16 protein-coding genes and 1 tRNA gene are annotated in these 14,006 nt (G+C 61.6%); 7 read left to right on the forward strand and 10 right to left on the reverse strand.

Translation table 11 applies throughout. The features are described from left to right. Positions 1 to 66 precede the first annotated feature (66 nt). On the reverse strand, positions 67 to 549 hold the full coding sequence (locus AAD018_RS04405) for a hypothetical protein (protein WP_367313335.1): 483 nt from the start codon (positions 547 to 549) through the stop codon (positions 67 to 69). Next, positions 546 to 938 carry a MerR family transcriptional regulator gene (locus AAD018_RS04410; RefSeq protein WP_367313334.1) on the reverse strand — a complete coding sequence of 131 codons (393 nt, stop codon included), beginning with the start codon at positions 936 to 938 and terminating at the stop codon, positions 546 to 548. Before AAD018_RS04410 ends, AAD018_RS04405 begins: the two co-directional genes overlap by 4 nt. Positions 939 to 1,070: 132 nt before the next feature. On the opposite strand from AAD018_RS04410, the gene AAD018_RS04415 reads away from it, so the two are divergent. Genes AAD018_RS04415 through AAD018_RS04425 form a run of 3 tightly spaced genes read left to right on the forward strand, consistent with a single transcriptional unit; the run spans position 1,071 to position 3,341 of the window. After that, complete coding sequence (locus AAD018_RS04415) at positions 1,071 to 1,493, forward strand: PaaI family thioesterase (RefSeq protein WP_367313333.1); 423 nt, start codon at positions 1,071 to 1,073, stop codon at positions 1,491 to 1,493. Next, entirely contained in the window at positions 1,490 to 2,035 is a 546-nt protein-coding gene (locus AAD018_RS04420; RefSeq protein ID WP_367313332.1) for a PaaI family thioesterase, read from the forward strand. Before AAD018_RS04415 ends, AAD018_RS04420 begins: the two co-directional genes overlap by 4 nt. Then, positions 2,019 to 3,341, forward strand: coding sequence for an MATE family efflux transporter (locus AAD018_RS04425; RefSeq protein ID WP_367313331.1), 1,323 nt, complete (start codon positions 2,019 to 2,021; stop codon positions 3,339 to 3,341). The genes AAD018_RS04420 and AAD018_RS04425 overlap by 17 nt, the downstream gene beginning before the upstream one ends. Before the next feature lie 63 nt (positions 3,342 to 3,404). Here the strand turns inward: AAD018_RS04425 and arsC are convergent, their stop codons facing one another. Genes arsC through AAD018_RS04440 form a run of 3 tightly spaced genes read right to left on the reverse strand, consistent with a single transcriptional unit; the run spans position 3,405 to position 5,142 of the window. Further along, positions 3,405 to 3,758, reverse strand: a complete 354-nt coding sequence (gene arsC / locus AAD018_RS04430; RefSeq protein ID WP_367313330.1) for an arsenate reductase (glutaredoxin) — start codon at positions 3,756 to 3,758, stop codon at positions 3,405 to 3,407. Further along, on the reverse strand, positions 3,755 to 4,807 hold the full coding sequence (locus AAD018_RS04435) for a quinone-dependent dihydroorotate dehydrogenase (protein ID WP_367313329.1): 1,053 nt from the start codon (positions 4,805 to 4,807) through the stop codon (positions 3,755 to 3,757). The genes arsC and AAD018_RS04435 overlap by 4 nt, the downstream gene beginning before the upstream one ends. Then, positions 4,804 to 5,142 carry a DUF952 domain-containing protein gene (locus AAD018_RS04440; protein ID WP_367313328.1) on the reverse strand — a complete coding sequence of 113 codons (339 nt, stop codon included), beginning with the start codon at positions 5,140 to 5,142 and terminating at the stop codon, positions 4,804 to 4,806. The genes AAD018_RS04435 and AAD018_RS04440 overlap by 4 nt, the downstream gene beginning before the upstream one ends. A gap of 122 nt (positions 5,143 to 5,264) precedes the next feature. Between AAD018_RS04440 and AAD018_RS04445 the strand changes: the two genes are divergently transcribed. Next, positions 5,265 to 6,830, forward strand: coding sequence for a bifunctional metallophosphatase/5'-nucleotidase (locus AAD018_RS04445; protein WP_367313327.1), 1,566 nt, complete (start codon positions 5,265 to 5,267; stop codon positions 6,828 to 6,830). Positions 6,831 to 6,897: 67 nt separating this feature from the next. Here AAD018_RS04445 and AAD018_RS04450 read toward each other — a convergent pair whose 3' ends face one another. Both AAD018_RS04450 and AAD018_RS04455 read right to left on the reverse strand, forming a co-directional pair. After that, positions 6,898 to 7,281 (reverse strand): PAS domain-containing protein, encoded by a 384-nt coding sequence (locus AAD018_RS04450; protein WP_367313326.1) that lies wholly within the window; start codon positions 7,279 to 7,281, stop codon positions 6,898 to 6,900. Positions 7,282 to 7,711: 430 nt separating this feature from the next. Then, entirely contained in the window at positions 7,712 to 8,203 is a 492-nt protein-coding gene (locus tag AAD018_RS04455; protein WP_367313325.1) for a PAS domain-containing protein, read from the reverse strand. Between the two features lie 128 nt (positions 8,204 to 8,331). Between AAD018_RS04455 and AAD018_RS04460 the strand changes: the two genes are divergently transcribed. After that, positions 8,332 to 8,405, forward strand: a tRNA-Gly gene (locus tag AAD018_RS04460). Between the two features lie 66 nt (positions 8,406 to 8,471). After that, positions 8,472 to 10,259, forward strand: coding sequence for an ABC transporter transmembrane domain-containing protein (locus AAD018_RS04465; protein ID WP_367313324.1), 1,788 nt, complete (start codon positions 8,472 to 8,474; stop codon positions 10,257 to 10,259). 119 nt (positions 10,260 to 10,378) lie between these two features. Here AAD018_RS04465 and AAD018_RS04470 read toward each other — a convergent pair whose 3' ends face one another. The 3 genes from AAD018_RS04470 to AAD018_RS04480 form a co-directional block, all read right to left on the reverse strand. Next, on the reverse strand, positions 10,379 to 11,011 hold the full coding sequence (locus tag AAD018_RS04470) for a DNA-3-methyladenine glycosylase I (RefSeq protein ID WP_367313323.1): 633 nt from the start codon (positions 11,009 to 11,011) through the stop codon (positions 10,379 to 10,381). After that, on the reverse strand, positions 11,008 to 11,457 hold the full coding sequence (locus tag AAD018_RS04475; protein WP_367313322.1) for an NADAR domain-containing protein: 450 nt from the start codon (positions 11,455 to 11,457) through the stop codon (positions 11,008 to 11,010). Before AAD018_RS04475 ends, AAD018_RS04470 begins: the two co-directional genes overlap by 4 nt. Before the next feature lie 136 nt (positions 11,458 to 11,593). Next, the gene (locus AAD018_RS04480; protein WP_367313321.1) at positions 11,594 to 12,382 is read right to left on the reverse strand and encodes an alpha/beta hydrolase; all 789 of its coding nucleotides are present in this window, start codon (positions 12,380 to 12,382) and stop codon (positions 11,594 to 11,596) included. A 48-nt stretch (positions 12,383 to 12,430) separates the two neighbouring features. Here AAD018_RS04480 and AAD018_RS04485 point away from each other — a divergent pair, with 48 nt between their 5' ends. Continuing rightward, complete coding sequence (locus tag AAD018_RS04485; RefSeq protein WP_367313320.1) at positions 12,431 to 13,909, forward strand: NAD-dependent succinate-semialdehyde dehydrogenase; 1,479 nt, start codon at positions 12,431 to 12,433, stop codon at positions 13,907 to 13,909. Positions 13,910 to 14,006 lie beyond the last annotated feature (97 nt).

Below are 14,006 nucleotides of genomic sequence, written 5' to 3' on the forward strand. Positions count from 1 at the left end.
TTAACGAAAGGTCAATAAACCTGACGCTAGGTCATCGGAAACAATCCGTCGGGTCTAAAGGCTGGCTTAGTAGAGGATCAGCGTAAAAGGATCAGGTCTAATCCGCCACGTTCCGCCATCTGGTGTCGAGAATGTCCAACTCTTGCCGTCCCAAGAATGGCTATTTGAAGCCCAGACATAATGCGATGCCGCAGGCACTAGATAGAACGGATCCAGCAGATCCCCCAGCCGAACTTCTCCAATCTTGTCGCCCGGCGCCGCGAAGACCTCATAGACCACAAAGTCGGGATCGTTGGACGCGATCAGGTTGTCTGCATAGGGCACCAGGAGAAACGCTCCTTCATCGTCTGGAATGGCCGTTCTGCGAAACCCTTCGATGATCCAAGGCTCGGCCTCCCCCGCGCGTACCTCGACGCGATCTTCCGACAGATCCCCACGCACCGAGATGCCGTCCTTGGTTTCGAAGGACCAATCCTTGGGCGGTTGCAGCGGCGTATCGGCCAAGACGGATCCGGCGGCCAGAAGAGTCGCGATGACAAACGCTCTCATTCCAAGCTCTGCGCCGTCTCGTCGCGCAGGTCCTTGAGCTCGGTCATCGTCTCCTCAAGCTGAACCTTCTGCTCGGCCAGTTCACTGAGCTGCCGGTCTGCCAGCTCGATGAAGGCTCGCATTTGCTTGTCTGTGCCTTCCTTTTCATAGATCAACAGCCACTGCCGGATATCTTCCAGCGAAAATCCCCATCGTCGTCCGCGCAGGATCAGAGTCATTCGCGCCAGCTCCCGGGGGCCGTAGTAACGCGATCGGCCCTCCCGCTCCGGCGACAGCAACTCGATATACTCGTAGTAGCGAAGTGTGCGCGGCGTCACGTCGAACCGCGCGCACATCTCCTTAAATGTCAGACGCGGCTCGGGGCCGCCGATCTCTTCTGCGTTGGCCATCTCACGTGCTCCCTTTGCCTATGCTAGTGCCATCGGGCTCGTCGGACAATCTGCAAGGCACAATCAGAGTGTTTGACCTTGAAGCCGGAGCCGCCCACCGCCACAACGTGAAACAGCAAGAAGGGGTCCCAAATGACCGATGTGGCCAAACTCGCGCGCCAGTTCATCGAAGCTATCCCCCATGCACGGGCGTTGGGTATGACGCTAACCGAGATCGAAGAAGGCCGCGCGACTATCGCAATGGCCTATGACGACCGCCTTGTCGGCGATCCAGAAACCGGCGTCATCCATGGCGGAGCCGTCTCGGCGCTGATGGATACCTGCGGCGGCGCTGCCGTGATGTGCCACCCCTCGCAGCCCATCGGAACGGCGACCATCGATCTGCGGATCGATTACATGCGCGCGGCGACGCCCGGCCAGACGATCACCGCGCGCGCCGAATGCTATCACGTCACCCGCTCGGTCGCCTTCGTGCGCGCCACCGCCACCGACGAGGACACGGACCGCCCCGTCGCCGCCGCGACCGGCGCTTTCACGATCGAGCGTGCGCTATGAAGCGCCCCGATCCCGTCCAGCAGGTCAAACAGCGCCGCGACGCCGCCCTCGAGGCGCTGGTCGGCGGCGTGCCTTATATCCAGTTCCTTGGCATCACCTTTGACCGCCGCGGCGACGAGCTGACTGCGATCCTGCCTTTCGACGACAAGCTCATCGGCAACCCGATCCTGCCCGCGCTCCATGGCGGGGTGACGGCGGCCTTTCTCGAGACGACCGCGATCATCGAACTGAGCTGGGCCATGCTGTGGGAAGATATCGAGGCCGGCCGGATCGATGCCGATGCCACGCGCCTGCCGCGCCTGCCCAAGACCATCGACTTTACCGTCGATTATCTCCGCTCCGGTCTGCCGCGCGACGCCTATGCCCGCGCCCGCGTCAACCGCTCGGGCCGCCGCTATGCGTCGGTTCATGTCGAAGCGTGGCAGGACAACCGCTCCCGTCTCTTTGCGCAGGCCACGGGGCATTTCCTGATGCCCTCCTCTCCAGACGAGGCCCCGCAGCACGTCCGTGCGCCCGACCACACAAATGGCAGAGAGAGCTGAACCCACCCCGATCACCAACCGGCGCGTCCTGAAGGTCGCCGGTCCCATCGTGCTGTCCAACGCCACGGTCCCGATCCTTGGGCTCGTCGATACAGGCGTCGTCGGTCAGATGGGCGAGGCGGCCCCCATTGCCGCGGTTGGTGTCGGCGCCGCGATGATTACTGCGATCTACTGGATCTTCGGCTTCCTGCGCATGGGCACTACTGGCCTTGTTGGACAAGCCATTGGCGCGGAAAACCGCGACGAGGTCTCGCTGCTGCTCACCCGCGCGCTCTTGATCGGGGCTGCGGCAGGCATCGCGCTGATCGTTTTGCAATGGCCGCTCTTTGCCGGCGCCATGGCGCTTTCGCCCTCCACGCCGCAAGTTGAGGCGCTGGCGCGTGATTACATGACGATCCGCATCTGGTCGGCCCCCGCCGCGATTTCGCTCTACGGGCTGACCGGCTGGCTCATCGCGCAGGAACGCACCCGCGCCGTCCTCGTCATCCAGCTCTGGATGAACGGCTTTAACATCGCGCTCAGCGTTCTTTTCGTGCTTGGTCTCGGCTGGGGCGTTCCGGGCGTCGCGGCGGCCACCTTCGTCGCCGAATGGACGGGGCTCGCTCTGGCGCTCTGGCTTGCACGGGACGCGTTCGCCCGACCGGTCTGGCGTGATCGGACCCGGATCCTCGAGCCCGACAAGCTCAAGCGGATGGCTATCGTCAACACCGACATCATGATCCGCTCGGTCCTGCTGCAGGCGATCTTTCTCAGCTTCATGCTACTTGGCGGCTATTTTGGAGAGGTCCCGCAGGCCGCCAATCAGATCCTCGTTCAGTTCCTCTTCGTGACCGCCTACGCGATGGACGGCTTCGCCTTCGCCGCCGAAGCCATCGTCGCCCAAGCGATGGGGGCCAAACGCCCCAGAGCCGTCCGGCGCGGCTCTCTTCTGACCAGCTTCTGGGGACTGGCCATTTGCACGCTCCTCGCGATCCTCTTCTGGGCCGCCGGTCCCGCCATCATCGACCGCTTGACCACGGCCCCGGAGGTCCAGCAGGCCGCCCGGGCTTACCTGCCCTGGATGATCGCCGCCCCGATCCTGGGGGTCGCCGCCTGGATGCTCGACGGGATTTTCATCGGGGCGACCCGTTCGCGGGACATGCGCAACATGATGATCCTCTCGGCGCTGGTCTATGCGGTCGCGCTCTGGCCGCTGATGCAGGCCTTCGCCAATCACGGTCTCTGGATCGCCCTCTTGCTCAGCTTTGTCGTCCGCGGCCTGACGCTCGGCGCGCGCTATCCCGCCCTCGAGCGGGCCGCCGCGTAGCACAATTTTCTAGAAAATTGTGCAGCCCAAAATCTTCGAGAAGATTTTGCAAACAAGATCCTTCTAGAAGGATCTTTCCCCCAGCAGATCCAGTACCGCCTCGGGCGGGCGTCCGATCACAGCCTTGCCGCCGGAAAAGATGACGGGCCGCTCGATCAGAGCCGGATGGGCCGCCATCGCCGAGAGCAGCGCCTCTTCATCGCCATCGGCCAGATCCAGATCCCGAAAGAGCGGCTCACCCGTCCGGATCATCTCGATCGCATGAACCCCCAGCGCCTCCCGTGCCTGCCGCAGCTCCTCTACCGTTGGCGGCTGGCGCAGATAAAGCCGAACCTGCGGATGCGCCCCGGCCTCCTGGAGCAGTTCCAGCGCTCGCACCGATTTCGAGCAATCGGGATTGTGCCAGATCAAGGTCATGTCCAAAGCGCCGTCTCCGTTCCGGTCGCCTCGCTAACGCACCCGTAGCCGTCCCGTTCCAAAAGTAGATCGAGATCACACGCGATCCGTCTGGCAAGCCCCAGTCCGCCATAAACAAGCCCGGTATAAAGCTGCACCGCCGAGGCGCCCGCCTTAATTTTCGAGTAGGCCTGCTCTCCCGAGGCGACGCCTCCGACCCCGATCAGCGGCAGCGACGTCCGGCGCGCCAGCCCGGCCAGCACCCGCGTCGACTTCTCGAACAGCGGCTGTCCTGACAGCCCGCCCGCCTCGCCACGATGCGCGCTCTGAAGCCCCTCCCGGTCCAGCGTCGTGTTGGTCGCCACGATCCCATCGATTCCGGCCGCCTCCGCCACGCCCGCCACATCGTCCAGAGCGCTCTCGTCCAGATCCGGCGCGATCTTCAGGAACACCGCCGCAGGCCGCTCCAGCGCGCGGTTCGCCTCGACCACCCGGGCCAGAAGCGCAGCCAGCGCCTCCGCGCCTTGCAGATCCCGCAGCCGTTCGGTGTTGGGCGAGGAGACATTCACCGTCACGAAATCGCACAAGCCCCCGCACCGCTCTAGGACCGCCGCGAAATCGCCTGCCCGATCCGCGCTCTCCTTATTGGCCCCGAGGTTCAGACCTAGCGGCACCGCGCAGGGCTGCGCCGCCAGACGGCGCGCGATCACATCGGTTCCGTCATTGTTGAACCCGAACCGATTGATCACGCCCGCATCCTCGGTCAGCCGGAACAGCCGCGGGCCGGGGTTGCCCGGCTGGAGCAGGGGGGTCGCGGCGCCCACCTCGATGAACCCGAACCCCGCCCGACCGAGCGGCCCGACGGCCTCCGCATTCTTGTCGAACCCCGCCGCCAACCCTACCGGGTTGGGCAGCGCCATCCCCACCAGATCGACCGCCAATCGCCCGCTCGTCACCGGACCCGGACGCGGCACGATCCCGCTGCGCAAGGCCCGCAGCGCCAGCCCATGCGCCCGCTCGGGATCCAGCCAGTGAAGCGCGGCCAAAGCCGCCCGCTCCAGCACGCTCATTCCACCCGGTCCGGCAGCACATGCTGCCCGCCCGCCATAACCAGCCCCTCTTGCCAGCGCACCTCCTTCAACCGCAGCGCCCGATATAAATGCGGAAACAAGGCGCCGCCCCGCGACGGCTCCCATTTCAGATCAGCGCCCAGATCGTCCGTATGGCACGCGCAGATCACCAGATCCGCCGCCCCCGCGAAATGTTTGGCCAGCGTCTCGGCCACCTGATCGGCGGTCGAGAAATGGATGAACCCGTCCGCCAGATCGACCGGAGCGCCCGCAATCTGCCCGGTCGAGGCAAGATCCGCCCATTCTTCAGCCCGAAGTACCTTGTAAATCAGCATATCCCCTCCCTGCCGCGCGCCTGCCCAGGGGTCAACCGCCAAACCCCTTCGCAAACCGGCAACAATGGTGTCATCATCGTTCCGTCTCCCAGGGGGGATGATTCAACAGGAGAGTAAAAAGAATGACCCGTTTCCTTGCAGCCACCGCGACCCTCGCGCTTACCGCAGGCGCCGCGTCCGCTGATTACACGTTACACATCGTCCATATCAACGACCTGCACAGCCGGATCGAGCCGATCAACCGCTTCGATTCCACCTGTTCTGCCGAGGATAACGAGGCAGGCGAATGCTTTGGCGGGATCGCGCGGGTCGAGACCATGATCGAACAGCTGCGCGAAGAGCTGTCGGGCGAGAACATCGTCGTTCTGGATGCGGGCGACCAGTATCAGGGCTCGCTCTTTTACACGACCTACAAGGGCGATGTGGCGATTGAGATGATGAATCTCATCGGCTTCGATGCGATGGCGGTCGGCAACCACGAATTTGACGATGGCAATGAAGGTCTGCTGAAGCTGACCGAAGGGGTCGAGTTCCCAATCCTCGGCGGCAACCTGGATCTTAGCCAATCGGACAGTCTGCAAGGTCAGGTCGAAGATCACACGATCCTCGAAATCGGCGGCGAGCGGATCGGCATTGTCTCGGCCCTGGCCACTGACACGGTCGAGACCTCTTCTCCGGGAGAAGATGTGGTCTTCCAAGACGAGATCGACGCGCTGGCTGCGGATGTGCAATCGCTTGAAGAGCAGGGGGTAACCAAGATCATTGCATTGACCCATGTTGGCGCGACCAAGGATATGGAGATCGCCGAGGCGGTTGACGGGGTCGACGTAATGGTCGGCGGTCACTCGCACACGCTCTTTTCGAATACCGAAGAGGGCGCAATGGCCTATCCGACCATGGTTGGCGACACGCCCGTTGTACAGGCCTATGCCTATTCCAAATATGTCGGCCATCTGACTGTCACCTTCGACGATGAGGGCAATGTCCTCGACGCGACGGGCGACACGATCCTTCTTGATGCATCAGTTGAAGAAGACGAAGCGATCGTTGCCCGTATCGCGGAACTCGGCGCTCCGATCGAGGAAATGAAGACTCGCGTCGTAGCCGAAACTTCCGAGGCGATCGAAGGGGATCGGACGGTCTGCCGCGTGCAAGAATGCCCTATGGGTACACTCGTTGCCGATGCTATGCTCGACCGTGTGGCCGATCAGGGCGTCGTTGCCGCAATCCAGAACGGCGGTGGTTTGCGCGCCTCGATCGATGCGGGCGAGATTACCATGGGCGAGGTGCTGACGGTTCTGCCTTTCCAGAACACCCTGGCCACCTTCGAAGTGACGGGCGAGGACATCCTTGCCGCCCTCGAAAACGGCGTCGGCCAGGTCGAAGAGGGGGCGGGTCGCTTTCCTCAGGTCGCGGGGATGACCTTCACTGCCGATCTATCGCAGGAGCCAGGCAGCCGTGTGTCCGACGTCATGATAGCTGGAGAACCGCTCGATCCTGAGCAAAGCTACCTTCTGGTCTCCAACAACTACGTCCGCAATGGAGGGGACGGGTATTCGATGTTCGAAACGGCCGCAAACGCTTATGATTTCGGGCCCGATCTTGCCGATGTAACGGCAGAGTACCTTGCGGCAAGCGGCCCATTTACACCCTACACTGACGGTCGCATCACGATCGTGGGTCAGTAACCGCTTAGGTCAAAATCCAAACGGCAGGGACCAGCGTAAGACTGGTCCCTGCCTTCGCACAGAGCAGCTAGGCGACACGCTGCATCGCGTAGAGACGACCTATCCTAAGCGATCGCGCGACATGGGCCTGAGGACGGTCCCCGCGCCGCCAAGCTTCTGTCGCATCGCTCATTGTCACGAAGATCAAACCGTCCCGAGCGGTTATCTCCATATCCAGGATCACCCCGTCCCCCGGGCCTGCCCTGCATCCTGCTGTAAGGTCGGCCTTTCCGCACATCGCAGCGTCGCGGACCGATTGGTCAATTATCTCCTCGATTTCAGAGGGCCAGAGCTGGCTCCACAGAAGTCCTGTAACGTGATCGGGCGATGTGGTTTCCGTTTTCTCCGCGGCGCGCTGGTTCATCGCGCTGATTCTTCCATCTTTATCCAAAAGCACGGCCGGATAGGTCATGGCCCGGATCAACGCAGCTGCGCAGGGTTTATCCAATGATCTGAATTCGGCCGATTGGCCGGTCTGCGTTAATCGTCTATCTAAAAGCACTAAACTGTCCCCTTACCGTATGTGCGCTACCCTCGTTTTTGTACGAAAATCCAAACGTTCGGTTAACGGGCCGGTAACTCTAGGAGCTTTCGTTAAAATAGTTGTGTTTTCCGTCGTTTCATCCAGGGCGGGCAACCGATCTCTAGGTTTGATAAAACGATGGAGCGGTAGTCCCAGATGTGCCTGAGCTGACTTGAGAAAGATTGAGGTTTATCCTATGGCGCGTGCCTTTCTTGAAAGAGCTGGCTTTATACTTACGCAGGACCTGAAGACCAAATTTGCACAAACAAAAGCCGCCGACCTAGATGGACCGGCGGCTTACGTTGGAAATCAGAACAGTTCAGGTTGGAAGATGCGCTATGGATGGAGCGATGATTGCATCCGGCCACTTTCCAGCCTGCCATCCGATAGTGATATCACGGGAAACCGATAGGATCCGGTCCGAAGGACCTGTTCCTGTGATATGGATCGGGCTCGTGAAGACCTGCCAGACCTTCAGGCGTCCTCGTCCGGTCGGGCAGCCCGCCACGATCTCCCCACGCTGTCCGCCGCGAGCGATGTCAACAAGTTGCTCGATCTCGCCTGCTAGTTCTTTGGGCCAAAGCGCAGACCAAAGCTGTCCGCGCACCACTTCATAGTTACTAATCTCCATCGCGCACTGACCGTTCTCACTCATGAAGATAAGCACGCCCTCCTGATCCAGGACTTTTATGCAGTCCCTACTCGATTTGATCAGGGAGACCGCCAGCTGATCCACATTTCCGATCGCGTCTTCTAGTTCATCCACCTCGGTCCGTGCCGGGATGAATCTGTCCTTCCCGTCAATAATCATTCGCTGCAATCCTCTCTATAACCACCCGGCTATTGATATTGCATGAAAGTGCGAAGGAACTGTTAAGAAATGGAAGCGCCCAGCCTCTTGCACCTCCCCCTCGGACCGCCCTATACGAATGATGAGCGGCGGGTATGGTGAAATGGTATCACACGAGCCTTCCAAGCTCTTGGTGCGGGTTCGATTCCCGCTACCCGCTCCAAAGCGTCGCATGGTCCACGCGGTCCTGCCACCCTATCAGAGCCAGTGACTCGAAAGCCCGGAGCCCATGGCGACCCCTCCCAATCAAACTGAAGAGCGCGCCAAATCCAAACGCATCGGCGCCCTGCGTAGCCTCTTGCCGTTCATGGCGCCTTATAAGGTGATGATCGCGGCGGCGATCTTCGCATTGGTCCTGACCGCCTGTGTCAGCCTCGTGCTGCCGCTCGCCGTCCGCCGCGTCGTCGACAATTTCGAAGGGGACGTGCTGCTGCTTGACCAGTATTTCGGCGCGGCCCTCGGGATCGCGGCGCTTCTCGCCGTCGGCACGGCGCTCCGCTACTACCTCGTCACCCGGATCGGGGAACGCGTCGTCGCCGACATCCGTAAGGCGGTATTCGACCGGATGATCGGGATGTCTCCGGCCTTTTACGAAAAGATCATGACTGGAGAGGTGCTTTCGCGCATCACGACCGACACGACTCTCCTGCTGTCGGTGATCGGCCAGTCGGTCTCCATCGCACTGCGTAACATCCTGATGCTTTTCGGCGGTTTAGTTCTAATGTTCTACACTTCGCCCAAGCTCTCGGGCCTGGTCCTTCTGCTGGTCCCGCTCATCCTCGTGCCGATCCTGACGCTGGGCCGCCGCGTCCGGCGCCTATCGAAAGAAAACCAGGACTGGATTGCCGCCTCCTCGGCCAACGGCTCCGAGGCGCTGCTCTCGGTCCAGACCGTCCAGGCCTTCACCCATGAAACCCCGTCGCGTGCCATGTTTGCCGACGTCACCGAGAAAAGCTTCGTCGCCGCGCGCAAACGCATTGCCGTCCGCTCGGTCATGGTGGCGATCGTCATCTTCTTCGTTTTCTCGGGCATCGTCGGGGTTCTCTGGATCGGCGCCCGCGACGTCCGCGCCGAGATCATGACGATCGGAGAGCTAGTGCAGTTCCTGATCTACGCCATCATGGTTGCCGGTGCGACGGCGGCCCTCTCCGAAATCTGGAGCGAGCTGCAACGCGCCGCTGGCGCCACCGAACGACTGGTTGAGCTGCTCAATGTCGAGGATACCGTCCGCGATCCGGCCACCAGCCAGAGGCTTCCCGACCTGCATGAAGGAGAGATCTGCTTCGAGGATGTCACCTTCTCCTATCCCGCCCGGCCCGGCGTCGCCGCGCTCGATGGCGTGGACCTGACCGTCAGCCCCGGAGAGACGGTGGCCCTTGTCGGTCCCTCCGGCGCGGGCAAGACGACGATCATCCAGCTCCTCCTTCGGTTCTATGATCCGCAATCGGGCCGCATCACGCTCGACGGTATCCCGCTCATCGACATCGCCCGCACCGAGTTCCGCAAGCTCATGGCGCTGGTGCCGCAGGATCCGGTCATCTTCGCCGCGACCGCGCGCGAGAATATCCGCTTCGGACGGCCCAACGCCACCGATTCCGAGATCGAGGCCGCCGCCAAGGCCGCCGCCGCCCATGACTTCCTGACCGCTCTCCCGGACGGCTATGACAGCTATGTCGGCGAGCGTGGCGTGATGCTCTCGGGCGGGCAGAAACAGCGCATCGCCATCGCCCGCGCCATCCTGCGCGACGCCCCCGTCCTGCTGCTGGACGAGGCGACCTCGGCCCTCGATGCGGAAAGCGAAAGCGCCGTCCAGCGCGCCGTCGAGGCGCTCAGCCGGGACCGCACGACGATCATCGTCGCGCACCGCCTCGCAACCGTGAAGAAAGCCGACCGCATCGTCGTCTTCGATCAGGGCCGCATCGCCGCGACCGGCACCCACGACCAACTCGTCGCCGAAGGCGGCCTTTACGCCCGCCTCGCCCGCCTGCAATTCACCGAAGGTCTGGCGGCGGAATAGGCCAGGGCGTTGCCCTGAGATTCTGACTAATCCGGCTTTGCCGCGACTATCTCCTGAACCGGATACCAGTCTAGATGGCTTGGGAGTCGATCTCGACCCCGTCTCCTCTTTGGATAACGCTATTTCGGTTTAGGCACATCGAACGCCGCGCGGTCCGCCTCACAGGCGTTGCGGAAGTCGCAACCGTGGAAGTGATCGTTGATCAGACCGCAGCCCTGCAACACACCATACATCGAAACGGGACCGACGAATTTGAACCCGTGTGTCTTCAGGTCCTTGGCCAACCGCACGGAATAGTCCGACTGGGTGTTCTCCTCGATGCTCTTGTAATCAATGACATTTGGACGAGACGCGGGGTCCGGCTCGTACTGCCAGACGAATGCGCCGAGCGATCCGAACTCCGAGATGATCCCCTTGGCGCACCGGGCATTGTTGATCACCGCGTCGATCTTGCGGCGATTGCGGATCAGCGCCTCATCCGCCATCAGCCGTTCGACATCCGCATCAGAGAACCCCGCCACGCGGTCGATCTCGAACCGATGATAAGCGGCGTCCATCACCTCCATCTTGGCCAAGACGCCATGAAATGAAAGACCGGCGGCAAAGATCTCTATACAGATCTTGCGAAAGATCAGGCGATCGTCGGATGTCGGACGGCCGAACTGCGTATCGTGATATTCCGTGAAATACGGGTCATCGATCCGATACGAGCACCGCGTCATCCCGTCGTCGCAGTAGACAAGTTCTTTCATCTTCGGCGACGCTCCTCTCTTATCTTCATGAGGATCTGGCCTAAAGCATTCTCTCCATCTCCGTCGATTAAGCCCGAATACCGATTAGGCGTCGAAACATGCTGCGGCCGATATATCAAAGGCTCATCGCTACTATTCTCCAGCACTCTTGCAAGATCCTCATGCTGGTCGAACTTGCTGCGCGTGATCGCCTCCATGCGGTCGTAAACGCCTCGAGACCACCCTTTGTTGATCTCCCAAGTCGGCAAGGCGGCACTTAATACGGCCAGGAGAGACGGCGACGGCGCGGCCAGCATCCAGTCCCTTACGGCCTCGCGCTTTGGTTTGCCGTATTGAAACGCATGTTCCGCGCTGGGGGTCGTAACGCCCTCGAACGTCATGGACCGCATAAAAAGAGGACTGAAGATCCCGTACGGCACTTCATTCGATTTGCTGAACTCGATCATCGCTCCTCCATCTGGTTTGTCCTTTGAGCTTGGTGAGTGAAAGGCGTACCCAGAAGAACCTGCCTTCTACCCGGAATAGCCGCGAGACCCGCTCTTAATCCCTGCGTCAGACCAGTCCATGGCGATAGCGTGCGGCTCAATTTAGATCCCGTAGAAGTCGCCGGGTCATCCCGCTTTCTGCCTCTTCCAGCCCGTCGATGACATTGAAATGATGCCTCTCTGGCTCTTCGATCAGTTCCACGCCGTCCCAGGTCTGCGCGATGCCGCGCGCCTGCTCAAGAAAGGCGGGCCGCTCATTCGCGCCGACCCAGACGGAAATGTCGATCCCTTTGCGCCGGTGCCTGAGCGCAGGGCTCTCGCGAACTGCCTCCTCGCGGGTCAGCTGCAAAATCTCATTCATCGAAGTGTGCGTCAGCGGCCGCAGATCGGTGATCGGCGAGATTGCCATAACCCGTTCGACCCGCTCGCGCCCTTCGAATCGTGACTTCCGACACGCAAGCCGCAGCACCAGCTGCCCACCCGCCGAATGACCCGCCAGCACGACTGGCCCCGGCACCCGCTCCAGAACCCGGCCCATCCCGTCGCGCAGCCCCTTGAAGATCCGCCGCACGCGCATTTCGGGCGCCAGCGGATAGGACGGCATCGCCACCGCCCAGCCTCGCGCCACCGCGCCGGCGGCCAAATGCGAGAAATCGGACTTGTCGAAGCGCATCCAATAGCCGCCATGCACGAGAACCAGCAGCCCCATGGCCATCCGATCTGGGTGGAACAAATCAAACACCTCGCGCGGATGTTCTCCGTAAGGCAGATCCAGCTCGCACCTCACCTGCGCCCGAAAGGCCTCCGCCGCCCGCGCCCACCGCGCCGGATAGGCATCGCCCTCCGGAATATGCGACATGTTTGCATAGGCGTCATCGATATCCATACTATCCTCCCAAAGGGGCCGCCCGGCCCGAAGCCAAGGGAGGCCGCCATGCTCGATGATACCACCGACATCCGATCAATGCTCAAGACCCCATCATTGTTGCGCGAAGATGCCTATCTCGCGGGCAACTGGGTGCAGGCTGGCAGCGGTAAGACCTTCGGGGTCGCCAATCCCGCCCGCGGTGACATTATTGCCAATGTCGCCGATCTCTCCAGAGAAGAGATAGCACAAGCCATCGACGCCGCCCATGCGGCCCAACCCGCTTGGGCCGCGAAAACGGCAAAGGAGCGCGCCCAGATCCTGCGCCGCTGGTACGATCTGATGATGGAGCACCAGGAGGACCTCGCTATTCTCATGACCGCCGAGCAAGGCAAGCCGCTCACCGAATCCCGCGGAGAGGTCGCCTATGGCGCCGCGTTCGTCGAATGGTTCGGAGAAGAGGCCAAGCGCGTCTACGGCGAAACCATCCCCGGCCATCAGCCGGACAAGCGCCTCACGGTGATCCGTCAGCCGATCGGCGTCGCCGCCGCGATCACACCTTGGAACTTCCCCAACGCCATGATCGCCCGCAAGGTCGCCCCGGCGCTTGCCGTCGGCTGCAGCTTCGTCGTCCGCCCCGCCTCGCTGACCCCGCTTTCGGCTCTCGCGATGGCCGCCCTCGCTGAAGAGGCGGGCGTGCCCAAAGGCGTCTTCTCTGTTTTACCGTCGACCTCCTCCTCGGAGGCAGGCAAGGAGTTTTGCGAGAACCCGAAGGTCCGCAAACTCACTTTCACCGGCTCGACTGAGGTTGGCCGTATCCTCCTCAAGCAGGCCGCCGATCAGGTTATGAAATGCTCCATGGAGCTTGGTGGAAACGCCCCCTTCATCGTCTTCGACGACGCCGATCTCGATGCCGCCGTCGAAGGCGCCATCGCCTGCAAGTTCCGCAACAACGGCCAGACCTGCGTCTGCGCCAACCGCATCTACGTGCAGGACGGCGTCTATGATGCCTTCGCCGAGAAGCTGAAGAAGGCCGTGGAAAACATGAAGGTCGGCGACGGCCTCGCGGACGGCACCGACCTCGGCCCCCTGATCGAACCCGATGCCTTGGAGAAGGTCCAAGAACACCTGGACGATGCCCTCTCCAAAGGCGCGACCGTCCTCACCGGAGGCAAGCCCCACCCCCTTGGTGGCCAGTTCTTCCAGCCCACCATCGTCACCGGAGCCACCCAGGACATGAAGGTCTCGACCGAGGAAACCTTCGGCCCCTTCGCTCCCCTCTTCCGCTTTAAGGACGAGGACGAGGTCATCGCGCTCGCCAACGACACGATCTTCGGCCTCGCCAGCTATTTCTTCGCCAAGGACCTTTCCCGCGTGACCAAGGTCGCCGAGGCCCTCGAATACGGCATCGTCGGCGTGAACACCGGCATCATCTCCACCGAAGTCGCTCCCTTTGGAGGCGTCAAACAATCCGGCCTCGGCCGCGAAGGCTCAAAATTTGGGATCGAGGACTACGTGGAAATGAAATACATTTGCACAAGCGTTTAAGGGAGCTGGTCCTTTAGTCGTTAGGAAACTGTGCTATACATGATGACGTTGATCGAACGCTTAGTTAGCGTCATTTTTGCTATTTTGTTCGTTTAGC

This window comes from Aestuariibius insulae (assembly GCF_040783535.2).
Classification (GTDB): Bacteria; Pseudomonadota; Alphaproteobacteria; order Rhodobacterales; family Rhodobacteraceae; genus Aestuariibius; species Aestuariibius insulae.

What these genes read in the sequence shown, in the direction of transcription:
- AAD018_RS04445 (WP_367313327.1), top strand. Translation starts at nt 5,265, where the DNA reads ATGACCCGTTTCCTTGCAGCCACCGCGACCCTCGCGCTTACCGCAGGC.
- AAD018_RS04455 (WP_367313325.1), bottom strand. Translation starts at nt 8,203, where the DNA reads ATGATTATTGACGGGAAGGACAGATTCATCCCGGCACGGACCGAGGTG.
- AAD018_RS04465 (WP_367313324.1), top strand. Translation starts at nt 8,472, where the DNA reads ATGGCGACCCCTCCCAATCAAACTGAAGAGCGCGCCAAATCCAAACGC.
- AAD018_RS04420 (WP_367313332.1), top strand. Translation starts at nt 1,490, where the DNA reads ATGAAGCGCCCCGATCCCGTCCAGCAGGTCAAACAGCGCCGCGACGCC.
- AAD018_RS04475 (WP_367313322.1), bottom strand. Translation starts at nt 11,457, where the DNA reads ATGATCGAGTTCAGCAAATCGAATGAAGTGCCGTACGGGATCTTCAGT.
- AAD018_RS04435 (WP_367313329.1), bottom strand. Translation starts at nt 4,807, where the DNA reads ATGAGCGTGCTGGAGCGGGCGGCTTTGGCCGCGCTTCACTGGCTGGAT.
- arsC (WP_367313330.1), bottom strand. Translation starts at nt 3,758, where the DNA reads ATGACCTTGATCTGGCACAATCCCGATTGCTCGAAATCGGTGCGAGCG.
- AAD018_RS04405 (WP_367313335.1), bottom strand. Translation starts at nt 549, where the DNA reads ATGAGAGCGTTTGTCATCGCGACTCTTCTGGCCGCCGGATCCGTCTTG.
- AAD018_RS04485 (WP_367313320.1), top strand. Translation starts at nt 12,431, where the DNA reads ATGCTCGATGATACCACCGACATCCGATCAATGCTCAAGACCCCATCA.
- AAD018_RS04415 (WP_367313333.1), top strand. Translation starts at nt 1,071, where the DNA reads ATGACCGATGTGGCCAAACTCGCGCGCCAGTTCATCGAAGCTATCCCC.
- AAD018_RS04425 (WP_367313331.1), top strand. Translation starts at nt 2,019, where the DNA reads ATGGCAGAGAGAGCTGAACCCACCCCGATCACCAACCGGCGCGTCCTG.
- AAD018_RS04410 (WP_367313334.1), bottom strand. Translation starts at nt 938, where the DNA reads ATGGCCAACGCAGAAGAGATCGGCGGCCCCGAGCCGCGTCTGACATTT.
- AAD018_RS04480 (WP_367313321.1), bottom strand. Translation starts at nt 12,382, where the DNA reads ATGGATATCGATGACGCCTATGCAAACATGTCGCATATTCCGGAGGGC.
- AAD018_RS04450 (WP_367313326.1), bottom strand. Translation starts at nt 7,281, where the DNA reads ATGACCTATCCGGCCGTGCTTTTGGATAAAGATGGAAGAATCAGCGCG.
- AAD018_RS04470 (WP_367313323.1), bottom strand. Translation starts at nt 11,011, where the DNA reads ATGAAAGAACTTGTCTACTGCGACGACGGGATGACGCGGTGCTCGTAT.
- AAD018_RS04440 (WP_367313328.1), bottom strand. Translation starts at nt 5,142, where the DNA reads ATGCTGATTTACAAGGTACTTCGGGCTGAAGAATGGGCGGATCTTGCC.